Below are 17,679 nucleotides of genomic sequence, written 5' to 3'. Positions count from 1 at the left end.
GACTGCAAATCATAGCTTATGTCAGTGTCCGAATTTCGGGGGGTAGCTCAGATGTTGCAGAGGTAGCTAATGGCCGCTTCTCATTTTTCCGTTGCAAGCACCTTGTCCAACATCCAACCGATATGGTCGTCACCGGCGATTTCCAGCAGCGGACCGCGCTCGCCGCCGATTTGAAGTTTCGCCATCGTCAGACCGTGGAGCATTATCCAGAGCAATACCGCAAGTTTTGCGGGCTCTGTGAGTTCGATTTGGCCGGACGCTCCCCCGGCGGCAATTTCAAGTGTCAATAAGTCTAGGGCTTCCGCGCCTTTTGGAGAAAGCGCTCGAACATTACCCGGGGTTGCTGGGCGGAACATCACGAGCATGTATTCTCGATTCCTTTCGGCGAACCTTACATAGGCCCTGCAGCCTGCTTCCAGCCGGTCCCTCCAAGTCGAATGTGTGGCGATCTCCCGGGTGATCTCGTTGCTCAGCATTTCAAAGCCGTGATCCGAGATCGCTAGCCATAGCGCTTCTTTATCTTTGAAGTGCATGTATGGCGCGTTGTGGCTTACGCCGATCGCACTCGCCAACTTGCGCATGCTTACCGCTTGAAACGATTGCGTCTTAAGCGCTTCCACGGCGGCATTGATCAACTCGGTTTTCACATCACCGCGATGATAGTTTTTTGTCTTCGGCATATTGACGCTGTCAATTTGAAGTTATATTGACAATGACAATATCAACTACCCTCCGACAACGCAAGAAGGAGCATGTAGATGCGCAAACCACTTCGATACGTCCATTTGGTCGCCGGGCTCTTAATTGGCGCATACGTCTACAGTCCAACGTTAAGCGGCAATGCAGCGTTTCAGGCAATGATCCAGTTGGGCGTATTTCCGATTATCGCGTTGAGCGGGATTGCGATGTGGCAACAGCCGCGATTGATGAAGTTGACCCGCCGGACCCAGAGCTGACATTCGCAGAGACACAGCGAACGGCAGCAAAGTCCCGCATTGCTGCCTATTCGCGAAAACAGGGCCAAAGGTTGCTTCCTTGATCCAAGCCGAGATCGAACCGGGGCCTAAGCCCCGATCCTCTTGATGCGGATTCCGAGCTTGCGGGCCTTGTCGACGATGTTCTCTGTGATGCCCGAACCGGGCGTGGCAATCAGACCCTGCGGTATGGTCTCGAGCATCTTGTCGTTGCGCTTGAAAGGGGCGGCCTTGCCGTGGCTTTTCCAGTCGGGTTTGAAGACCACCTGGGTGACACCTCGGGTATCTGCCCAGCGGGCGGCGATCATTTCGGCGCCTTTGGGCGTGCCGCCGTGCAGAAGCACCATGTCGGGGTATTTCGCAAAGGTGGCATCGAGGACGGACCAGATCAGATCGTAGGCGTGATAGTCCCCGCCTGAGAAGGCGATCCGCGTGCCTTCGGGGCAGTGCACCTCGGTCTCCTTGCGGCGTTTGGCAGAGAGATAGGCCCGGCTATCCACCACGGCGGAGGTGAGACCACGATGGGAGACCTTGGATCCTGTCCGGGGCAGCCAGGGCGAGCCCGTGGCGGCCGAGAAATGGTCCACGGCGAGATCGCGCATCTGCTCGAAGGCGTCGCGATGGTCCCAGAGCTTCAACCCGATCATCTGGAGGCGCTCGAGCTCGACCGAGGCGACCTCGGAGCCGTCTTGGATCGCAAGGCTTTCCCGGACCTCGAATTCGTTGTCGTCGAGGAGCTTCTGGATATGGGTCAGCCGGCGATGGAAGATCGAGGTGAGGGACCAGAGCATCTCTTCGAGATTGTCTTCCAACTGGCTGCCGGTGAGGAGGCCGATGGTGGTGTCAAAGAGGGTCGCCATGGCGAGTTCGACCTCATCTGGCTGGGGCAGGGGGCGATGATCGGTCTCGCCGGGCCTCGGCGTTGCGCCGTGAAGTGCCAGGTGGTCGAGGATGGCGGAGGTTACGCCGGTTTCTTCTTGGATGTCTGTCTGATGGGGCATTGTCTGGTTCCTCTGATTGATCTGACCCGATTTGGATGGGGCGATATCAGGACCGGCGGCGACCGGGCCGCATCCGCCAGGATCGAAGCGCAGCGGAGAATGTGACCCGGGCCGGAAAATTGTTCCCGCGAGGAATGAGCCGACGCGGCCACGCGGCGGGGCAGGGGAATTTTCTGGTTCGGGGCGCATTGCTGCCCGGGCGAGGGGCACTCAGCCCCGACCCGCCGGTCCATCGCTCCCCTTATCCAAACGGGATCAGATCGAGACCGCGGAACCTTTGCCCCGTCGATCATCACGCGAGGAAGCTGGCACTCAACCGTCCCCGATCTCCAGACCTTGCGCTTTCATGGCCTCAAACAGGGACCGGCGCAGCGCATCCCTGCCAAACGCCCGCAGATCGTCGTTGAAATCGCCCAAGCTTGGCACGAGATCACCACAGTCAATTCCAAGAGATTCCAATTGGTTACGCAATCTCATTGATGCGTTACGTCCCGCTTCGTCATTGTCCCGCGCGATCCAGATGCGCTGGATGCCCGGCGGCGGGATGAAGAGACCGAGATGGGTGGCGGTGAGACAGGACGCGAGGTCGAACTCGGGGAAAGCGGTGCCAACTGAGAGGGTGTTCTCGAGACCTTCGCCGACGATGAGATCAGAGCGCGCCTTGCCGGACCAGAAGCGGATGGCATGGCCATGCAGTTGCCCGAGGATCCGTTTTGGGCTCTCGATTGCGGCCAAGCCGCCCGTGGACGGGTCGAGATAGGTGCGCGCGCAGCCGGTGATCTGGCCCCGATTGTCGGTGATCTTTGCCAGCAGGGCAGGAGTCCTTTGCGGCGGATCGGCGTCGTCCTCGCCCCACCGCAGGAAGACCCGCGGGTGATAACGGAGGGCAGGTCCAAGCCGTGTGATACCGCGCCCCTGAAGATAGGTGGCGGCCAATGTGCCAAGCACCGGTTTGCCTGCCGCGAATAGTTTGCGCGCCCGCGCGCTGCGATTGCTGGAATCTGCATCCGGGCGCTCAGATTTTCGTGGCTCTCGTGGCTCGGCAGGGCAGGGGGCCTCGCCGAGAAAGGACCGGGCCTCCCTCAGCGTTTCCTTGAGCGAGACCGACCCAAGCCGTTCATGCAGCAGATCAATCAGATCGCCATATTCACCCGTCGCGTAATCGACCCAGGCGCCAGCCTTGCGCCCATCCTGCGAATGGAGCCTAATGGCGAGGCTTTGCCCTTTGGCGCCCGAGGTGTCGCCGACCTGCCAATAGGTCCCCCGCTTGCGCCCCTCTGGAAAATACTGGCGGCAGAAACTCTCGGCACGGGTCGCTAGATCGGCCGAGAGGTCTGCGATGCTGCGCTGCGCACTCATGCGGCGGTATCCGCAGCGCTTGCGCCAACTGGATGCTCGGCAAGCACCCGCGCCAGCACGTCAATGCCGTCCACCGGAATGAACACCCGCGTCTTCCACTGGATCACCTCGGTGAAGCAGCCCATGGCTTTCAATCCGGACAGGGCCGCGCCCGAGGCGCCAATGAGTTCAAGTCTCGGCTGCCCCATGACGAGCGACCTGCGCAGCTGGTAGCCGCCGAGGAGGTTCAGGGGCGTCCTGGCCTCCATCACGGCCGCGAGCACCTCCTGCGGCGACATCTCGATCTTGCAGTCGAGCCCAAGGCGCGCATAGACATTGAGAAGCTGCTCCTGGCTGACCAGACGGCCGATGGCGCGTTCCCCGTCCTCGGTCTGCAGACGATAGATGCGCATGTTATCGGCAGGCAGCCGGTCCCAGATCGGCAGAAGAAGCCCGCAGATCAGCGTGATCTTCGAGGTGGTGAACTCCGGAACGGCGTCGACCTCGGCCTGCCAGAGATGCTCAAACATCGCGTCATCGATCTCCTCCCAATGCGAGGTCGAAAATTCGCCGAGCGGGAGGATTTCGGTTCCCATGGGCCGCAGCAGTTTCACCCGCAGGATCGGAACACCATCCTCGTCCATGAAAGCCGGCGCATTGACCATCAACGCCGCGCGCTTGGAGGACTTGTTCCAGCAGAGCGTCGCGCCGTCCGTTTTTGCGCAGATCGATTTGATCCGGGGCAGGGTGAGCGGGTCATTGCGATCGGTGCGCTCGACGGTGAGCGCGGTCGCCGTCGCGCCCGTCGCCTCATGCTCGAAGATCACCTTGCGATCGACGATCTCGAACTTTTCGGCGCGCAGGGTCTCGAGGCCGACGTCCAGCGTGCCCGCCTGGCGCGCATCTTCGATGATGGCCGAAAGGAAGGTGCCGAAGGCCTCGAAGATCGCGTCCTGCATGTCGATCCGGAGCGCCAGGCAACGGTTCAGGAACTGCTGGATCGGCGGCAGATTTTCTTTCATCGTGCCATCCGCCTCGTCGAGCGTCAGCCCGGTCATCTCCTGAAACTTCGTATAGGAGCAGGCATCGATCTTGCCCGCGCGCAGCTTGTAGAAAAACTGCCGCAGCGCCGCCCGCGCATAGGGGCTTTCGAGGTTGTCCTCAGCACGGAACATGTTCTGCCCGCCGGTCTCGCGTTGCCCCTTGGTGATAGCACCCAGCGTGTCGAGGCGGCGGGCGATGGTGGAGAGAAACCGCTTCTCACCTTTCACGTTTGTGGCGACGGGGCGGAAGAGCGGCGGCTGCGCTTGATTGGTGCGGTTGGTGCGCCCCAGCCCCTGGATCGCATTGTCGGCTTTCCAACCAGGCTCGAGCAGGTAATGCACACGGAGGCGTTGGTTCTTAGCACCGAGATCAGCATGGTAGCTGCGCCCCGTGCCACCGGCATCGGAGAAGATCAGGATGCGCTTGGCATCATCCATGAAGGCTTGGGTTTCTCCGAGGTTGGAGGAGGCAGGGCGGTTTTCGACCTTGAGCCGCCCTTCAAGGGTTTTCACGATGCGCCGCTTGCGCCCCGTGACCTCGGCCACCGCGTCCCCGCCGAAATGCCAGAGGATCTGGTCGAGCGCGCCCTGCACCGGGGCGAGCGCGCCCAGATGTTCGATCAGATCGTCCCGCCGCCGCTCCGCCTCGCGGCAGATGATGGGGTTGCCACTCGCATCGACAGCGGGGCGCGAACGCAGATCGCCATTCTCGTCGGTGAAGGGCTCGAAGAACTGCGTCGGGAAGCTGTGCATCAGGTAGTCCATGATGTTCTCCCTCGGCGTGAAATCGACCTGCAGGTCGTCCCAATCCGAGGGCGGGATCTCCTCGAGGCGGCGTTCCATGACCGCCTCGCTGGTCGAGACCACCTGAATCACCGCCGAATGACCCGCTGCCAGGTCCGCCTCGATGGCGCGGATCAGCGAGGGGCATTTCATTGCGGTGATGAGATGGTTGAAGAAACGCTGCTTGTTGCTCTCAAAGGCCGAGCGGGCGGCGGATTTTGCCTGAGCGTTCAAAGTTCCAGTCTCGGAGGAAATACCCGAGGCATGAAGGGCCGCCTCGAGGTTGGTGTGGATGATCTGATAGGCATCGGCGTAACTGTCGTAGATCGCGACCTGGGCGGGGGTCAGCTCATGCACCAGCATCTCGTATTCGACCCCGGCATAGGAGAGCGAGCGTGCCAGATACAGCCCGAGCGCTTTCAGGTCGCGCGAGATCATCTCCATTGCGGCAATACCCCCGGCCTCCATCGCGGCGACAAATTCGGCCCGCGCCACCAAGGGGAAATCCCCGGTGCCCCAAAGCCCGAGGCGGGTGGCATAGGCGAGATTGCCGACCACAGTGGCGCCGGTGGCCGAGACATAGAGGACGCGGGCATCTGGCACGGCATTTTGCAGCGCGAGGCCGGCAAGACCTTGCTGCGACGCCTTTTTGTCGCCGCGATCGGACTTTTCGCCGGCGGCATTCGCCATGGCGTGGCTTTCGTCGAAAGCGATAACCCCGTCGAACCCTTCGCCCAGCCAGGACGTCACCTGGTCGAGCCGCGACGCCTTCCCTTCGCGTTCGGCGGAACGCAGAGTCGCGTAAGTGACAAAGAGGATGCCTTCGGACTGAACCGCCCCGGGTTTACCGGAGAGTTTGAGGTTCAATAGTTATGCCGCTTTCTCAGTGGCGCTCAAGTCTGCGAAGAATGCCTCCTCTGCTTCTTGTGGCGTGACATATCCGATGGCGCTGTGGAGGCGCTCGGTGTTGTACCAGGAGACCCACTTCAGCGTTTCCCATTCGACTTGTCCGACCGACTTCCATGGGCCGAGGAAGTTGATGACCTCGGTCTTGAACAGGCCGATGATGCTTTCAGTCAGGGCGTTATCATAAGAATCCCCGACGCTGCCGACAGACGTGTCGATGCCGGCCTCAGCCAGACGCTCAGTGTACTTGATCGACAGGTATTGCGATCCGCGATCCGAATGATGGATCAGCTTGTCTGCCCCGGACGGCGCCCGCTGGCAGATGGCCTGGTTCAGGGCGTCGAGAACAAAGCCTGTGGTCATTGAAGTCGCCACGCGCCAGCCGACAATCTTGCGGGCAAAGACGTCGATGACGAAAGCGACGTAGACCATCCCTTGCCAGCTTGAGACATAGGTGAAATCTGACACCCAGAGCTGATAGTGTCCCGGGAAATGGTGTAACTTTGCTCTTCGGCCTTGGCTTGGCCGCAGTTACAGGGCGGCGATCTTCGCCGGGTCCATGGGGTCAGTGTCGCAAATGGCGGCGACGGTTTCCAGTGTCATGTAGCGCCGCGTGATCGCCCACTCATCGTTTTGCTCCAGCATCAGCGCTCCGACCAGACGCGTCACCGCGGCCTCGTTCGGAAAGATTCCGACGACGTTGGTCCGGCGCTTGATCTCTTTATTCAAGCGCTCAAGCGGATTCGTCGAATGGATTTTCGGCCAATGATCCTTGGGGAAGCCCTTGTAGGCCAGGACGTCCTCTTCGGCACGGCGCATCAACTCGGCGAGCTTTGGATGGCGTGGTTCGAACGCGTCGATCAGCTTGGTCCAGTGGTCTTTCGAGGCCGCGAGCGTGTCCTGGTCGAAGGCGGTCCGGAGCGCCGCGGTGACGATCGGGCGGTCCTTCTTGCCGACGCAGGCTAGCGCATTGCGCATGAAATGCACGCGACAGCGCTGGACGGTCGCGCCGAGCACCTTGGCGGCTGCAGCCTTCAGGCCCTTGTGATCGTCGGCGATGATCAGACGGTTGCCGCGCAGGCCGCGATCCGCGAGAGAGCGCAGGAACTCGTCCCAAAAGACCTCCGCCTCGCTGGGCTGGACGGCGATGCCCAAGACCTCGCGGCGGCCGTCCAGGTTGACCGCCACGGCCACTATGGCCGCGACACTGACGATCCGGCCGCCGCGGCGCACCTTGATGTAGGTAGCGTCGAGCCACAGGTAGGGCCATTCGCCTTCCAGCGGGCGGTTCAGGAACGCGTCGACCCGTTCGTCGATCTCGCCGCAGAGCCGCGAGACCTGGCTTTTCGACACGCCGGTCATGCCCATCGCCCTGACGAGGTCGTCCACCGAGCGGGTCGACAGGCCTTGGACATAGGCCTCCTGAATGACCGCCGTCATCGCCTTCTCCGCCGCCCGGCGCGGCTCCAGGAACTCGGGAAAATAGCGGCCCTTGCGCAGCTTCGGGATCTTCACATCGACCCGGCCTGCACGCGTCTCCCAGGCCCGGGACCGGTATCCGTTCCGGCGGTTCACACGGTCGTCGCTGCGTTCGTGCGCGCCGGCGCCGCAGAGCTGGTCGACATCCAGCGCCATGAGCCGGTCGGCAACAAACCCGAGCATCTCGGCCAGCAGGTGGGTGTCGGACGTCTCCGACAAAAGCGCGCGCAAGGCTGCGGTCTCTGATAGGCTGTCTTTGGTCACGGTTGATCTCCTCGGTCATCGGTCAGGTCGGCAAACCGAACCTTAGCCGAAGAACAACCGTGGCCGCCAAGCGACCCACGCGGGCCTCGCTTCGCTACGCGAAGGCTCCGCTCAGCCCGCGCTACCGGCGGGCATTACACCAACCGTTGGGACACTGCTTCATGTCTAAATCTGATAGCGGGCCGATCGCCGGACGTGATGCAGATCGTTCAATCATCGCGGCGAGCGCGATGTCAGGCGAAGAGCGCAAGAAGCGGTGCTACGGCCTTCTGCCAGCTGTCACGCGCTTCAAGCCGGCCGATCCAGCCCGCGATTCTGGGGAATTCGTCCAGCGAAATCCCCGCTTGGTCGCGATACATGAATGTGGTCGCCAGATAGAAGTCGGCAAGGCTGAGTGCGCCTGCAATCCAATCCTTATCGTCGAGTCCGGTTTCCAGAACGGCAAGGAACTGATCGGTGGCTTTCCGTTCCACTTCGACCACAGTAGGATCAGGATCGCCCATGCCGAATTTCTCTTTGAGGAACAGCTCAAAGGACAACTTCTGCATCGCCGGGCCAAGGTGGATGGCTTGCCACCAGGCCCACTGATCGACGAGGGCCCGCGTCTTGAGGCCATCAGGATAGAGCCCTGCCTCGGGCCGGATCCCGGCCAGATAGGCACAGATCGCCCGGGACTCCCAGAGCACGAAATTCCCGTCCTCCAAAACAGGCACCTTTGCATTTGAATTGCGGGCAAGAAATTCCGCCGCGCGGTTGTCCCCGGCACGGATGTCGACCTCGACGATTTCGAGTTCCACGCCCAGTTCGTGCGCCACCGCCCGTACACGCAGCGCATTCGGTGAGAAGTTCGCGTTGTAAAGCCTCATGACATTTTCCAGCATTATTGTTCCTGCGGCGCCTGAAGAAGCGCCGCGCGGTTAGCGGCCAGGAAATCGGCCACCGACTGTCCGGGCTTGCCGGTGAGCGATTCGAGATCGCCGCTGGCCACATCGAGATAGCCCTGCGCGATTGCTTCGTCGAAGGAGGCAAAGACCCTCGCCATGAACTCCGGCAGTCCATTTGCGATCATCGCCTGCACCAGATCCTCGGCGGGCAGGGCGACATAGGGGATTTCCTTACCCGCAATTTCGGACAAGATCGCCGCGACCTCGGCCTGGCTGACCGTCTCCGGCCCGGTGATATCGAGGGTCTTCCTTCCCGTAGCTTTCATTAGCGCCGCGGCTGCGGCACGGGCGCAATCCGCGCGTGTCACATATCCGGTCTTGCCATCTGCTGCGGCGGAGAAATGCGTGCCCATGGCGACGCTCTGCTGGCCGCCCATCAACAGAAAGTCGGTGTACATATTGTTGCGCAGGATCGAATGATCCGCCCCACTTTCCGTGATCAGCTTCTCGGTCCCTTCGTGGTCTTGAGCGAATCCGATTGGACTTTCCGCGACTGGGCCTGCGAAGGAGGTATAGACGATGTGGTCGATACCTACCGTCTTGGCCGCAGCAATCGCATTGGAATGAGCTGCGAGCCGCTTGCCCGGCTCCAGATCGTCGGTGGAGATGATGAGGAGACGCTTGCCGCCCGCGAAGGCTGCTTCAAGAGAAGCCGGGTCGTTGAAATCGCCCTCGCGCGCCTCGACTCTTTTTCCCGCCAGATCGGCAAGCTTGTCGGGAGTGCGCGAGATCGCGATGACCGGCCCGGCACCTGCCTGAACCAGCAGGTCGACCACCTGCCGGCCAAGTTGTCCGGACGCGCCGGTCACGATGAAGGGGCCGTTCTGGATGTTGGACATGGTATCTCTCTTATCTTGATATTTCTGCAAGCGCGCTTGCGATCAATCGTGGATTTGGGTGGGGGCGGGATTCGCCAGCTTGCCGCGCGCGAAACCCCAGCTTGTGGTCAGGATTTTGATCATCACATCGACCTCTGCCTCATCGCGTGGAGCAAAGGCCATGATCGCATTGGCCGGGATGTATCCGGCCGAGGCCATCGGGTGCTGTTCGCCCCATCCCTTCGCGATGAGTTCCTCAATCGCCGGCAGCGGCAGCATCATGTGCGACGAACCGTCATAGGCGGGATGCACATGCGCAAATTCGCGTCCGATCATGAAGGCTTCGCGCGGGCCGCAGGCATGCGGCCGCGGCAGGACTAATGCCTCGGCGCCGGGGACCGAAATACCCGATCGGCAACGCTCGACGAAGGGCAGGGCGAAGGCCTTCTGCTTGAACAATGCGTGAATCTCGGCCGAGGAGTTCTGCGACACTTGCTCATGCGGGGCGCACTCGGTGGCTTCGGGGCGCGGACCCTGCCGCAAAGGAAGTTCGAAGCACATATCTGGTCCTATCCAAATCTGAACGCGCTTTCGACCGCGCCCAATACGTGATCCTCGAGGGTCTTTTCCCCCCGATCCGCAAGCGCGGCGCCGGCCACGACGTGCAATGGAATTAGATGTTCCTCGCGCGGATTGGCGTCGCGTGCGCCGGGTGCCCGATCCCAAGCAGCCAGCATGGCGCGGCGCGCCCCGGGGTCTTCATGGGTCACCGCACCCGTGAGCCATCGGTCAAAGTCGCCGCCGTTCACCGGGCCATCGGGTCCGCCCCTCATCGCCCGCATCATCTTGCCCATGTTGTGATAGGTGTTGCCGGACCCGATGATCAGAACACCTTCGTCTCGCAAGGGCGCCAACGCGCGACCAGCAGCAAGATGCGCCTCAGCGTCGAGATCATCGCGCAGGCTCAGTTGGACGGTAGGTAAGTCGGCCTCAGGCAAAGCCACCTTTAGCGGAACAAACACCCCATGATCGAAGCCACGCGTGGCGTCGGCCCGGGTTTCAAAACCCGCGCCATTCAATAGCTCGCTTGCACGGGCCGCCAGCGTAGGATCGCCTAGCGCGGGCCAGGTCAGCTGATAAGTATGGGGGGGAAACCCCTGATAGTCGAACAGCAGCGGCGGCGCGGAGTTGGTCTGCACGGTAAACACCCGTTCCTCCCAATGGCCTGAGATCACGAGAAGCGCCTTTGGCTTTGCCGGCAGGCTCGCAGGCAAAGCCTCAAGGAATCTGCGGTGCCTGTCCCAGGTGTCAGGCGGGTTCCAGTCCATGAAGAAGCAAGGGCCGCCTCCATGGGGAACAAACACTGTCGGCTGCCTTTCGGTCATTCTGTCGTCCTTTTGAACCCCAAGCCCGAGGGTGGATGGCCAGCGCCGTGGCAACTCCGCATCGGATTAATTCGTCTCTGTCGGAAACGTCGGCGCATATGCCGACTTTACCGCACGCACGCGATTGGCTGTCATCCACGAGGCGATCAGGAGCACCCAGGTCGCAAGAGCCGGTGGCCAGCCTGGATCGCCCGCGCCCACATGCGCCCCGAACGCCAACACCAGATGCCAGAACATCGCCGCGTAAGCCCAGTCCGCCAGCATCGCCGAAGGGCGCCAAAGAATCACCACCGCGCCGACAATCTTCAAAATCGCGAGCGGCCAGATGATGTATGTGGGATAGCTCAACACCTCGCGATACATGCCCGCGACCATATCGTGGGATGAGATGTAGAAAGTCGCCGCACCCAGATAGACCAGCGCCACAAGGCCGGTCGCGATCCAGTAGACATACTTTGCCACGTTGTCACTCATCACCGCACTCCCTGTTTGCAAGGGCTTGTTCAGCCGCAGTTTCCGCTCTAAGTACCTTTAGGTGTCTTGCATCGCTCGTGAAAGTAGGCACTTAAAAGTAACTAGATTACTTTAACCGCGAGGATAATCCACGATGAAGAGCGTCCAGCCCCCCTCATGCCCGATGGAGGCGCTTCTGCGTGTCATCACAGGCCCTTGGACGATCTATATACTCTGGGTTCTGTCCGAGCAGGGACCGCAGCGTTTCGGCGCGCTCAAGCGTTTGGTGCCCGGCATTTCCACCCGGGTCCTGACCGAGAGGCTGAGAATGCTGGAACATGCTGGCGTTGTATGGCGCGAGCAGGCCATGACCATCCCACCCGCTGTCACCTACGGGCTGACTGAGCGCGGCGCGGAACTGCGCGGCGTGCTGGACAAGCTTGGCTCGATCGCACGCCGCTGGGAGGCCGAGGGTGCCTTTGTCGGGACCGCAAGCGCGGCAGAATGACGGTACCCCTCCTGTTCGCGGGATAATCCCGCGCCCGAGAACAACTCAGGCAGAATCAGACCCGAAGCTCATGACGAATTGAAAACGGCGCTAGAAAAAGCCGCCAAGCGGCGCTTGGTGGGGTAGATCCGCACAGCTTTACGCTTTGCTGCTAAATCAACTTCTATCTACTATACTCACTAGACGGTACAGTAAAGCTTGTAACCGCCTAGTCCTGCCTGGGATAGAGAGAACGAGATGCCCGTGAGAAAAATGGCCGACGTCATGATTGGTGCGCGCGAGGTTTTCTTCCGATGCGGTTACGAAGGAGCCACGGTCGATGCGATTGCCGCTGAAGGAAAAGTGTCGAAGGCAACCATGTATTCGTATTACCCGACCAAGGAGCAACTGTTCCTGAGCGTGGTTGAATCCGAATGCGGTCGGCTTGCGGACGAAATCCTCCGGCCCTTGATCGCGTCTTTGGAGCCGCGCGCCCAGTTGGAAGAACTCGCCCTTCGCATGGTCGACCTCACCTTGGACGACACCTACATCCGTCTCCTGCGAACGTGCGTTGGCGCCTCCGAGGCACTGCCCGAAGTGGGTGAGGTTTATTTTCGCGCAGGCCCGAAACCTGCTCGCGAACTCGTCGGTAGGATTCTGGAGCGCCTTACGCGCGAAGGCGCGCTCGATGTCGATGACGACCGGCGCGCGTCCGATCACTTCATACACCTTTGCGTTTCGGGGCTACTTATGCCGCGCCTTCTCGCAGTGAAACGAGCTGTCCACCGCGAGCAACATGCGCGCGAAGCGGTCGCTGCATTCCTGCGACTTTACGGTAGCGGCCACAGAGACAAATTTTCAGATTGAGCTCGCTTGCCAAATACGGGGCAGCGCATTAGCTCGCCCAATGACTTAACCGACCGGACGGTACAGGGTGACTGCACAAGTGGAAAAGCAACCGAAGAACGCCTCGCCGAAGATTCTCGGCGCTGCGCGGGCGATTGCGCTGCGAGAAGGCGCGGGAAAGATCACGATCGACGCCGTCGCTCGGGAATCCGGCCTCAGCAAGGGTGGGGTGTTGTACAACTTCCCCACCAAGAAAGCGCTTCTGGCCGGGCTGCTCGACGAAATGCTCGCGGAGCACCGCGAACGTCTGGCGTCGGTCCCGGAAGGGCACAGTTCCCGCACCCTGCGCGGTCATCTCGAGACAGTTCTGCAAGCCGGAAGCACCGATGATGACCTTTCGATGGCTATTCTCGCGGTTTCGGCGTCGGATCCGAATCTTCTGGACCCGCTGAGAAAAGAACTGTCCCGTGATGTCGAGCGCATCCGTTCGGACGCGCAGGACGACACTGCGGCGATGGTTCTCTTTTTGGCGATCCAGGGTCTTCGTTTCCAGAGGCTCCTTCGCCTCGCGGATGGTGATGCCGATCAGCAAGACGCCACCATCGACAGATTCAAGGACATGATCGATGAGCTCGAATAGAACCAGATACTTCCGAGGAGGTGTCGCCGGATTGGTCGCCCTCCTTCTCGCCATTGTCCTTCTCGTGCAATTCGGCCCGAACCTCGCATCCAAGGTCTTCGCGCAGACTACGGATGAGGTTTCCGGTGCCGATGCGCAAGGGAGCGCCGAGCAAGACATGGCCCAACCGGTCACGGTCGAAGTATCGCGTGCCGAGCTTCGCGATAGCGATAGGGCGCGCAGCCTGGCAGGCCGCGTGGAGCCCGCCCGGACCGTGGATATTGCCTTTCAGGTTTCGGGTCAGCTTTCCGACCTCGCGGTAGATGCTGGGACTCGGGTCGAGAAAGGCGATTTAATCGCCGCGCTCGACCCGGTCGATTTCGAATTGGCTCTGGACCGGGCACAGGCCTCTTTCGACCTCGCAAAATCCGAATACGATCGTGCGTTGAGTCTGACCGAGAGGGGGGTGGCGACCGACGCCCGACTTGAAACGAACCGCGCGCAGCTTGCCCAGGCAGAAGTCGCCCTCCGTGAAGCGAAGCGTCGTCTGGCTCAAGCCACGATCGCGGCGCCCTTCGAGGCCATTGTCGCGCGCATCTTTCTGGAGGAGTTTTCGAACGTCACCCCTGCGGCTCCGATTGCCAGGTTGCAGGACATCAGTGAAATGCGGGTGCGGATTTCGCTGCCCGAGGAACTCGCCGCGATCGCACGGGCCCAGCCCGATGCATTCAGGGTAACCGCCTCTTTCCCCGCTGTGCCGGGATATGACGCAACTCTGTATCTGCGGACATTCGTGACCGATGCAGACCCCACAGCCCAAACCTATGACTTCGAGCTTGCAATCGAGGGCGCCATCGACCCGAGATTGCTGCCCGGAATGACGGCGAATGTGCGCGTAGCCGCCGCCGCGGAGGGTGCGCAATCGCGGTTGGTAGTCGTCCCGGTCTCAGCGATCGACACGACGAGCCGGAGCGAGCCGTCCATCTGGCTGTATGACGAGGGGACCGGCCGGGTGTCCCGTAAGACGATCCGCCTGGGGCTGCCGAACGACGACGAAATCGTCGTGCTTGAGGGGCTCTCCGGAGACGAACTGGTTGTGTCCGGCGGGTGGTGGCGCCTGAAGGAAAACGAAACAGTCGCGGTTCGCGGCCTCTGAACGATCCTGGACCGGAAAACCGAAACCATGACAATGAGTATTTCCCGCGCAAGCATCCGACGTCCGGTCGCCGTTTGGCTGGCAATTATCTTTTGCCTTCTCGGCGGTTTGTGGGGGCTGAACACGGTCGGACGCCTCGAAGACCCGAGTTTCACGCTCAAGACGGCGCTCGTTTTCGTGCCCTATCCGGGCGCGACGGCGATGGAGGTGGAAGAGGAAGTCACCGATGTCGTGGAAAGCGCACTCCAACAGATGAAGCAGCTCGACCGGGTGGAATCGAAATCCATGCCGGGCATGGCCCAGATCACGGTCGAGATCGAGATGACCTATGGGCCCGACGAGATCCCACAGGTCTGGGACGAAATGCGCCGCCGCATCCGCGACATCGAAAGAGAGCTCCCCTCCGGTGCGCAGTCTCCGATCATCAATGACGATTTCGGCGACGTCTACGGCATGTTCTACGCTGTGACGGCCGATGGGTTGAGCGCCTCGGAACAGCGAGACCTCGCGACTAAACTGCGGCGCGGCTTTGTCACCGTCGACGGGGTGGCCAAGATCGAGGTTCAGGGGCTGGCTGAAGAGGAGATCATCATTTCGATCCCTTCGGCGCGCCTGACCGAACTGGGCCTGCCACCGGACCAGATCCTCGGTATCATCGCCGACGAAAACCAGGTTTTCTCCAACGGCGAGATCAGCGAAGGGCTGTCTCGGCTGGGCGTGTCCGTTCCGCCGGGTTATGTCAGCGTCGAGGGCATAGAGGCGCTGCGGCTCGGCGCCCCCGGAGAGGTCGGGCAGATTGCGCTCTACGACATCGCTCGCGTGGTCCGAGAGGAGACAGAGCGGCCGAGCCAGATCGTGCGTCACAATGGCACGCGGGCCTTCACCCTCGGGGTCTCGGCGCTCGTGGACCGCAACGTTGTCGAGGTCGGCAGATCGGTCGAGGCACGGCTGGACCAGCTGAAGACCGAATTGCCGGACGGCGTCGAGATCGTACCGATCTATGAACAGCATAAGGTCGTCGACGAAGCGGTCTCGAGCTTTCTCGTCGGCCTCGGTCAATCCGTGGCCATCGTCATCGGGGCGCTGATGCTGACCATGGGTTGGCGCGCGGGTTTGGTCGTGGGTGCCACCCTGGGCCTAACGGTGTTTTCCACGCTGTTTTTCATGTCTGTCTTCGGCATCGAGATGGAACGGATCAGTCTCGGGGCACTGATCATCGCCATGGGTATGCTGGTCGACAACGCCATCGTGATCGCCGAAGGCATGCTGATTGGCATGGCGCGGGGCAAGTCCGCCGAAGACGCCGCCGCCGATACCGAGACCGCGACATCGTTTCCTCTGCTTGGGGCCACCGTGATCGGGATCATGGCGTTCTCTGGAATTGGATTGTCGCCAGATGCCACCGGCGAATTTCTGTTCTCGCTGTTCGCGGTTATCGCGATTTCGTTGCTGATGAGCTGGATCCTCGCCGTAACCGTCACACCCTATCTCGGGAAGCTTCTTCTGAGGGCACCGAAAGACATTTCCAAGGATCCCTATGGCGGCCTCATCTATTCGGCCTATCGCGGTTTCCTCTGGATGGCGCTGCGCGCCCGCGTGCTCGTCGTCCTGACGATCGCCGGAATCACGGTCTGGTCGGTCATGGCCTTCGGCCAGGTCAAGCAGGCTTTTTTTCCGGCGTCGAACACACCGATATTCTACGTCGAATTCCAGATGCCGCAAGGCACGGACATTCGAGTCACGAATGAAGAAATCGCTCGGCTGGAGGCGATCATCTTAGGCGAGGAGATCGTGACAGACGTGACGACGCTTGTCGGGCGAGGGGCCAGCCGCTTCATGCTGACCTACAACCCTGAGCAGGCCGATGCGAGCTACGGTCAGCTGATCGTGCGTGCGACCGATGCCACACTCATCCCCGATGTTGCGGCGCGTCTCAATCGCGAACTGCCGGCGCAATTCTCCAATCCTCTTATCCGCGTCGAGGAGATCGTCTTCGGTCCTCCTGCCGGGGCCGATGTCGCCGTGCGATTTTCCGGACCCGATCCGGTGGTCCTTCGGCAGCTATCGGATAACGCGCTTGCGATCTTCGACGAGGCCGGCACGATCACAAACCCGCGCACAGACTGGCGGCAGCGCGAAATTCTCGTCGAACCCATCGTCGACGAGGCTCGCATGCGGTTGGCCGGTGCGACTCGCGCTTCGATCGCCGACACCGTGCAATACGGCACCTCGGGCCTGCGGGTCGGCACCCTGCGCGAAGGCGATGCCGAAATCCCGATGTATCTGCGGCTTCCCGAGGTCGAGCGCGACGGGCTGGATCGTTTGCGCGATCTCTCCGTCTGGTCGCCGGGTGCAAATGGCTATGTGCCGATGGCCAACCTCGTCTCCGGCTTTGAGCCCCGCCTCGTCGAGGCCCTTATCCACCGCCGCGACCGTGAGCGTACGATAACGGTCCTCGGCGGCGCAGGCGGCGACCTGACAGCAGATGAGGCCTTTCGCAGTGTCCGCTCTGATATCGAAGCCATTCGGCTTCCCGAAGGCTACACGATGGAATGGGGTGGCGAGTTCGAAAGCGCTGGAGAAGCGCAGGCAAGTCTCGGCAAACAGCTTCCCTTGGGCTTTCTGGTAATGCTGACAATTTCGATCCTGATGTTCAACAAAGTGCGCCAGCCACTGATCCTGTGGCTCGTGGTTCCGATGTCGGTCACGGGGATGGTTCTTGGTCTGCTGTTCACTGGGCTACCGTTCACGTTCACGGCGCTTCTCGGCTTCTTGTCCCTTTCCGGGATGCTGATGAAGAATGCCATTGTGCTGGTGGAAGAAATCGATCAGCAACGCGCCGAAGGTGTCGAGGACTATCAGGCGTTGATCGATGGCTCGGTCAGCCGTTTGAGGCCCGTCGCGCTGGCTGCGGGCACAACGATTTTCGGTATGATTCCGCTCATATCAGACGCCTTCTTCGCATCGATGGCTGTCACAGTCATGGGTGGCCTCGCGTTCGCCTCGATCCTGACACTGGTCGCGGTGCCGGTATTGTATGCGCTGTTTTTCTTGATCAAGCCGCCTAAACAAGAAACCGCTCCTTCAGGTTCCCCAGCGACAGCCTGAACGCAGATGCAGTTATAAGCGTTTCTCTGAGCGCCCTCGACCCGTCTTAAGGACGGTGTAGGCATGTTCCGTCGC

15 protein-coding genes and 2 pseudogenes are annotated in these 17,679 nt (G+C 61.2%); 6 read left to right on the top strand and 11 right to left on the bottom strand.

Annotated features, from left to right (window positions below; genetic code table 11):
* Positions 1-80: 80 nt before the first annotated feature.
* A complete protein-coding gene (locus tag ATO9_RS23645) occupies positions 81-680 on the bottom strand; it encodes a TetR/AcrR family transcriptional regulator (RefSeq protein WP_052418460.1) in 600 nt (199 codons plus the stop codon).
* 78 nt (positions 681-758) lie between these two features.
* Here ATO9_RS23645 and ATO9_RS18980 point away from each other — a divergent pair, with 78 nt between their 5' ends.
* Positions 759-956: a hypothetical protein gene (locus tag ATO9_RS18980; protein WP_043753136.1), complete on the top strand. Its 198-nt coding sequence runs from the start codon at positions 759-761 to the stop codon at positions 954-956.
* Between the two features lie 107 nt (positions 957-1,063).
* On the opposite strand, the gene ATO9_RS18975 is transcribed toward ATO9_RS18980, so the two are convergent.
* The 10 genes and pseudogenes from ATO9_RS18975 to ATO9_RS18930 form a co-directional block, all read right to left on the bottom strand.
* Positions 1,064-1,975, bottom strand: a complete 912-nt coding sequence (locus ATO9_RS18975) for a DUF2493 domain-containing protein (protein ID WP_043753134.1) — start codon at positions 1,973-1,975, stop codon at positions 1,064-1,066.
* A gap of 312 nt (positions 1,976-2,287) precedes the next feature.
* Positions 2,288-3,334 (bottom strand): DUF7146 domain-containing protein, encoded by a 1,047-nt coding sequence (locus ATO9_RS18970; protein WP_043753132.1) that lies wholly within the window; start codon positions 3,332-3,334, stop codon positions 2,288-2,290.
* A pseudogene (locus ATO9_RS18965) lies at positions 3,331-5,964 on the bottom strand (strawberry notch family protein); the annotation flags it as partial. The pseudogene ATO9_RS18965 and the gene ATO9_RS18970, both read right to left, overlap by 4 nt.
* Before the next feature lie 45 nt (positions 5,965-6,009).
* Positions 6,010-6,522, bottom strand: a pseudogene (locus tag ATO9_RS18960) (IS3 family transposase); the annotation flags it as partial.
* Positions 6,523-6,576: 54 nt separating this feature from the next.
* The gene (locus tag ATO9_RS18955; RefSeq protein WP_043753130.1) at positions 6,577-7,788 is read right to left on the bottom strand and encodes an IS256 family transposase; all 1,212 of its coding nucleotides are present in this window, start codon (positions 7,786-7,788) and stop codon (positions 6,577-6,579) included.
* Between the two features lie 233 nt (positions 7,789-8,021).
* A complete protein-coding gene (locus tag ATO9_RS18950) occupies positions 8,022-8,669 on the bottom strand; it encodes a glutathione S-transferase family protein (RefSeq protein ID WP_048534191.1) in 648 nt (215 codons plus the stop codon).
* On the bottom strand, positions 8,669-9,571 hold the full coding sequence (locus ATO9_RS18945; RefSeq protein ID WP_043753128.1) for an SDR family oxidoreductase: 903 nt from the start codon (positions 9,569-9,571) through the stop codon (positions 8,669-8,671). Before ATO9_RS18945 ends, ATO9_RS18950 begins: the two co-directional genes overlap by 1 nt.
* Before the next feature lie 42 nt (positions 9,572-9,613).
* Positions 9,614-10,111, bottom strand: a complete 498-nt coding sequence (locus ATO9_RS18940; RefSeq protein WP_043753126.1) for a luciferase domain-containing protein — start codon at positions 10,109-10,111, stop codon at positions 9,614-9,616.
* 8 nt (positions 10,112-10,119) lie between these two features.
* Positions 10,120-10,935 (bottom strand): DODA-type extradiol aromatic ring-opening family dioxygenase, encoded by an 816-nt coding sequence (locus ATO9_RS18935; protein WP_043753124.1) that lies wholly within the window; start codon positions 10,933-10,935, stop codon positions 10,120-10,122.
* Positions 10,936-11,001: 66 nt separating this feature from the next.
* Positions 11,002-11,409 carry a DoxX family protein gene (locus tag ATO9_RS18930; protein WP_043753122.1) on the bottom strand — a complete coding sequence of 136 codons (408 nt, stop codon included), beginning with the start codon at positions 11,407-11,409 and terminating at the stop codon, positions 11,002-11,004.
* A gap of 133 nt (positions 11,410-11,542) precedes the next feature.
* On the opposite strand from ATO9_RS18930, the gene ATO9_RS18925 reads away from it, so the two are divergent.
* From ATO9_RS18925 to ATO9_RS18905, 5 genes are all read left to right on the top strand, one after another.
* Positions 11,543-11,896 (top strand): winged helix-turn-helix transcriptional regulator, encoded by a 354-nt coding sequence (locus tag ATO9_RS18925; RefSeq protein WP_229737775.1) that lies wholly within the window; start codon positions 11,543-11,545, stop codon positions 11,894-11,896.
* A gap of 237 nt (positions 11,897-12,133) precedes the next feature.
* On the top strand, positions 12,134-12,742 hold the full coding sequence (locus tag ATO9_RS18920) for a TetR/AcrR family transcriptional regulator (RefSeq protein ID WP_043753118.1): 609 nt from the start codon (positions 12,134-12,136) through the stop codon (positions 12,740-12,742).
* A 67-nt stretch (positions 12,743-12,809) separates the two neighbouring features.
* The gene (locus tag ATO9_RS18915; protein WP_229737777.1) at positions 12,810-13,361 is read left to right on the top strand and encodes a TetR/AcrR family transcriptional regulator; all 552 of its coding nucleotides are present in this window, start codon (positions 12,810-12,812) and stop codon (positions 13,359-13,361) included.
* Positions 13,362-13,392: 31 nt separating this feature from the next.
* A complete protein-coding gene (locus ATO9_RS18910; RefSeq protein ID WP_229737778.1) occupies positions 13,393-14,496 on the top strand; it encodes an efflux RND transporter periplasmic adaptor subunit in 1,104 nt (367 codons plus the stop codon).
* 27 nt (positions 14,497-14,523) lie between these two features.
* Entirely contained in the window at positions 14,524-17,604 is a 3,081-nt protein-coding gene (locus ATO9_RS18905) for an efflux RND transporter permease subunit (RefSeq protein ID WP_081979666.1), read from the top strand.
* Positions 17,605-17,679: the final 75 nt, after the last annotated feature.

The organism is Pseudooceanicola atlanticus (assembly GCF_000768315.1).
GTDB lineage: Bacteria > Pseudomonadota > Alphaproteobacteria > Rhodobacterales > Rhodobacteraceae > Pseudooceanicola > Pseudooceanicola atlanticus.
This window is presented reverse-complemented; position numbering and strand designations above follow the sequence as displayed.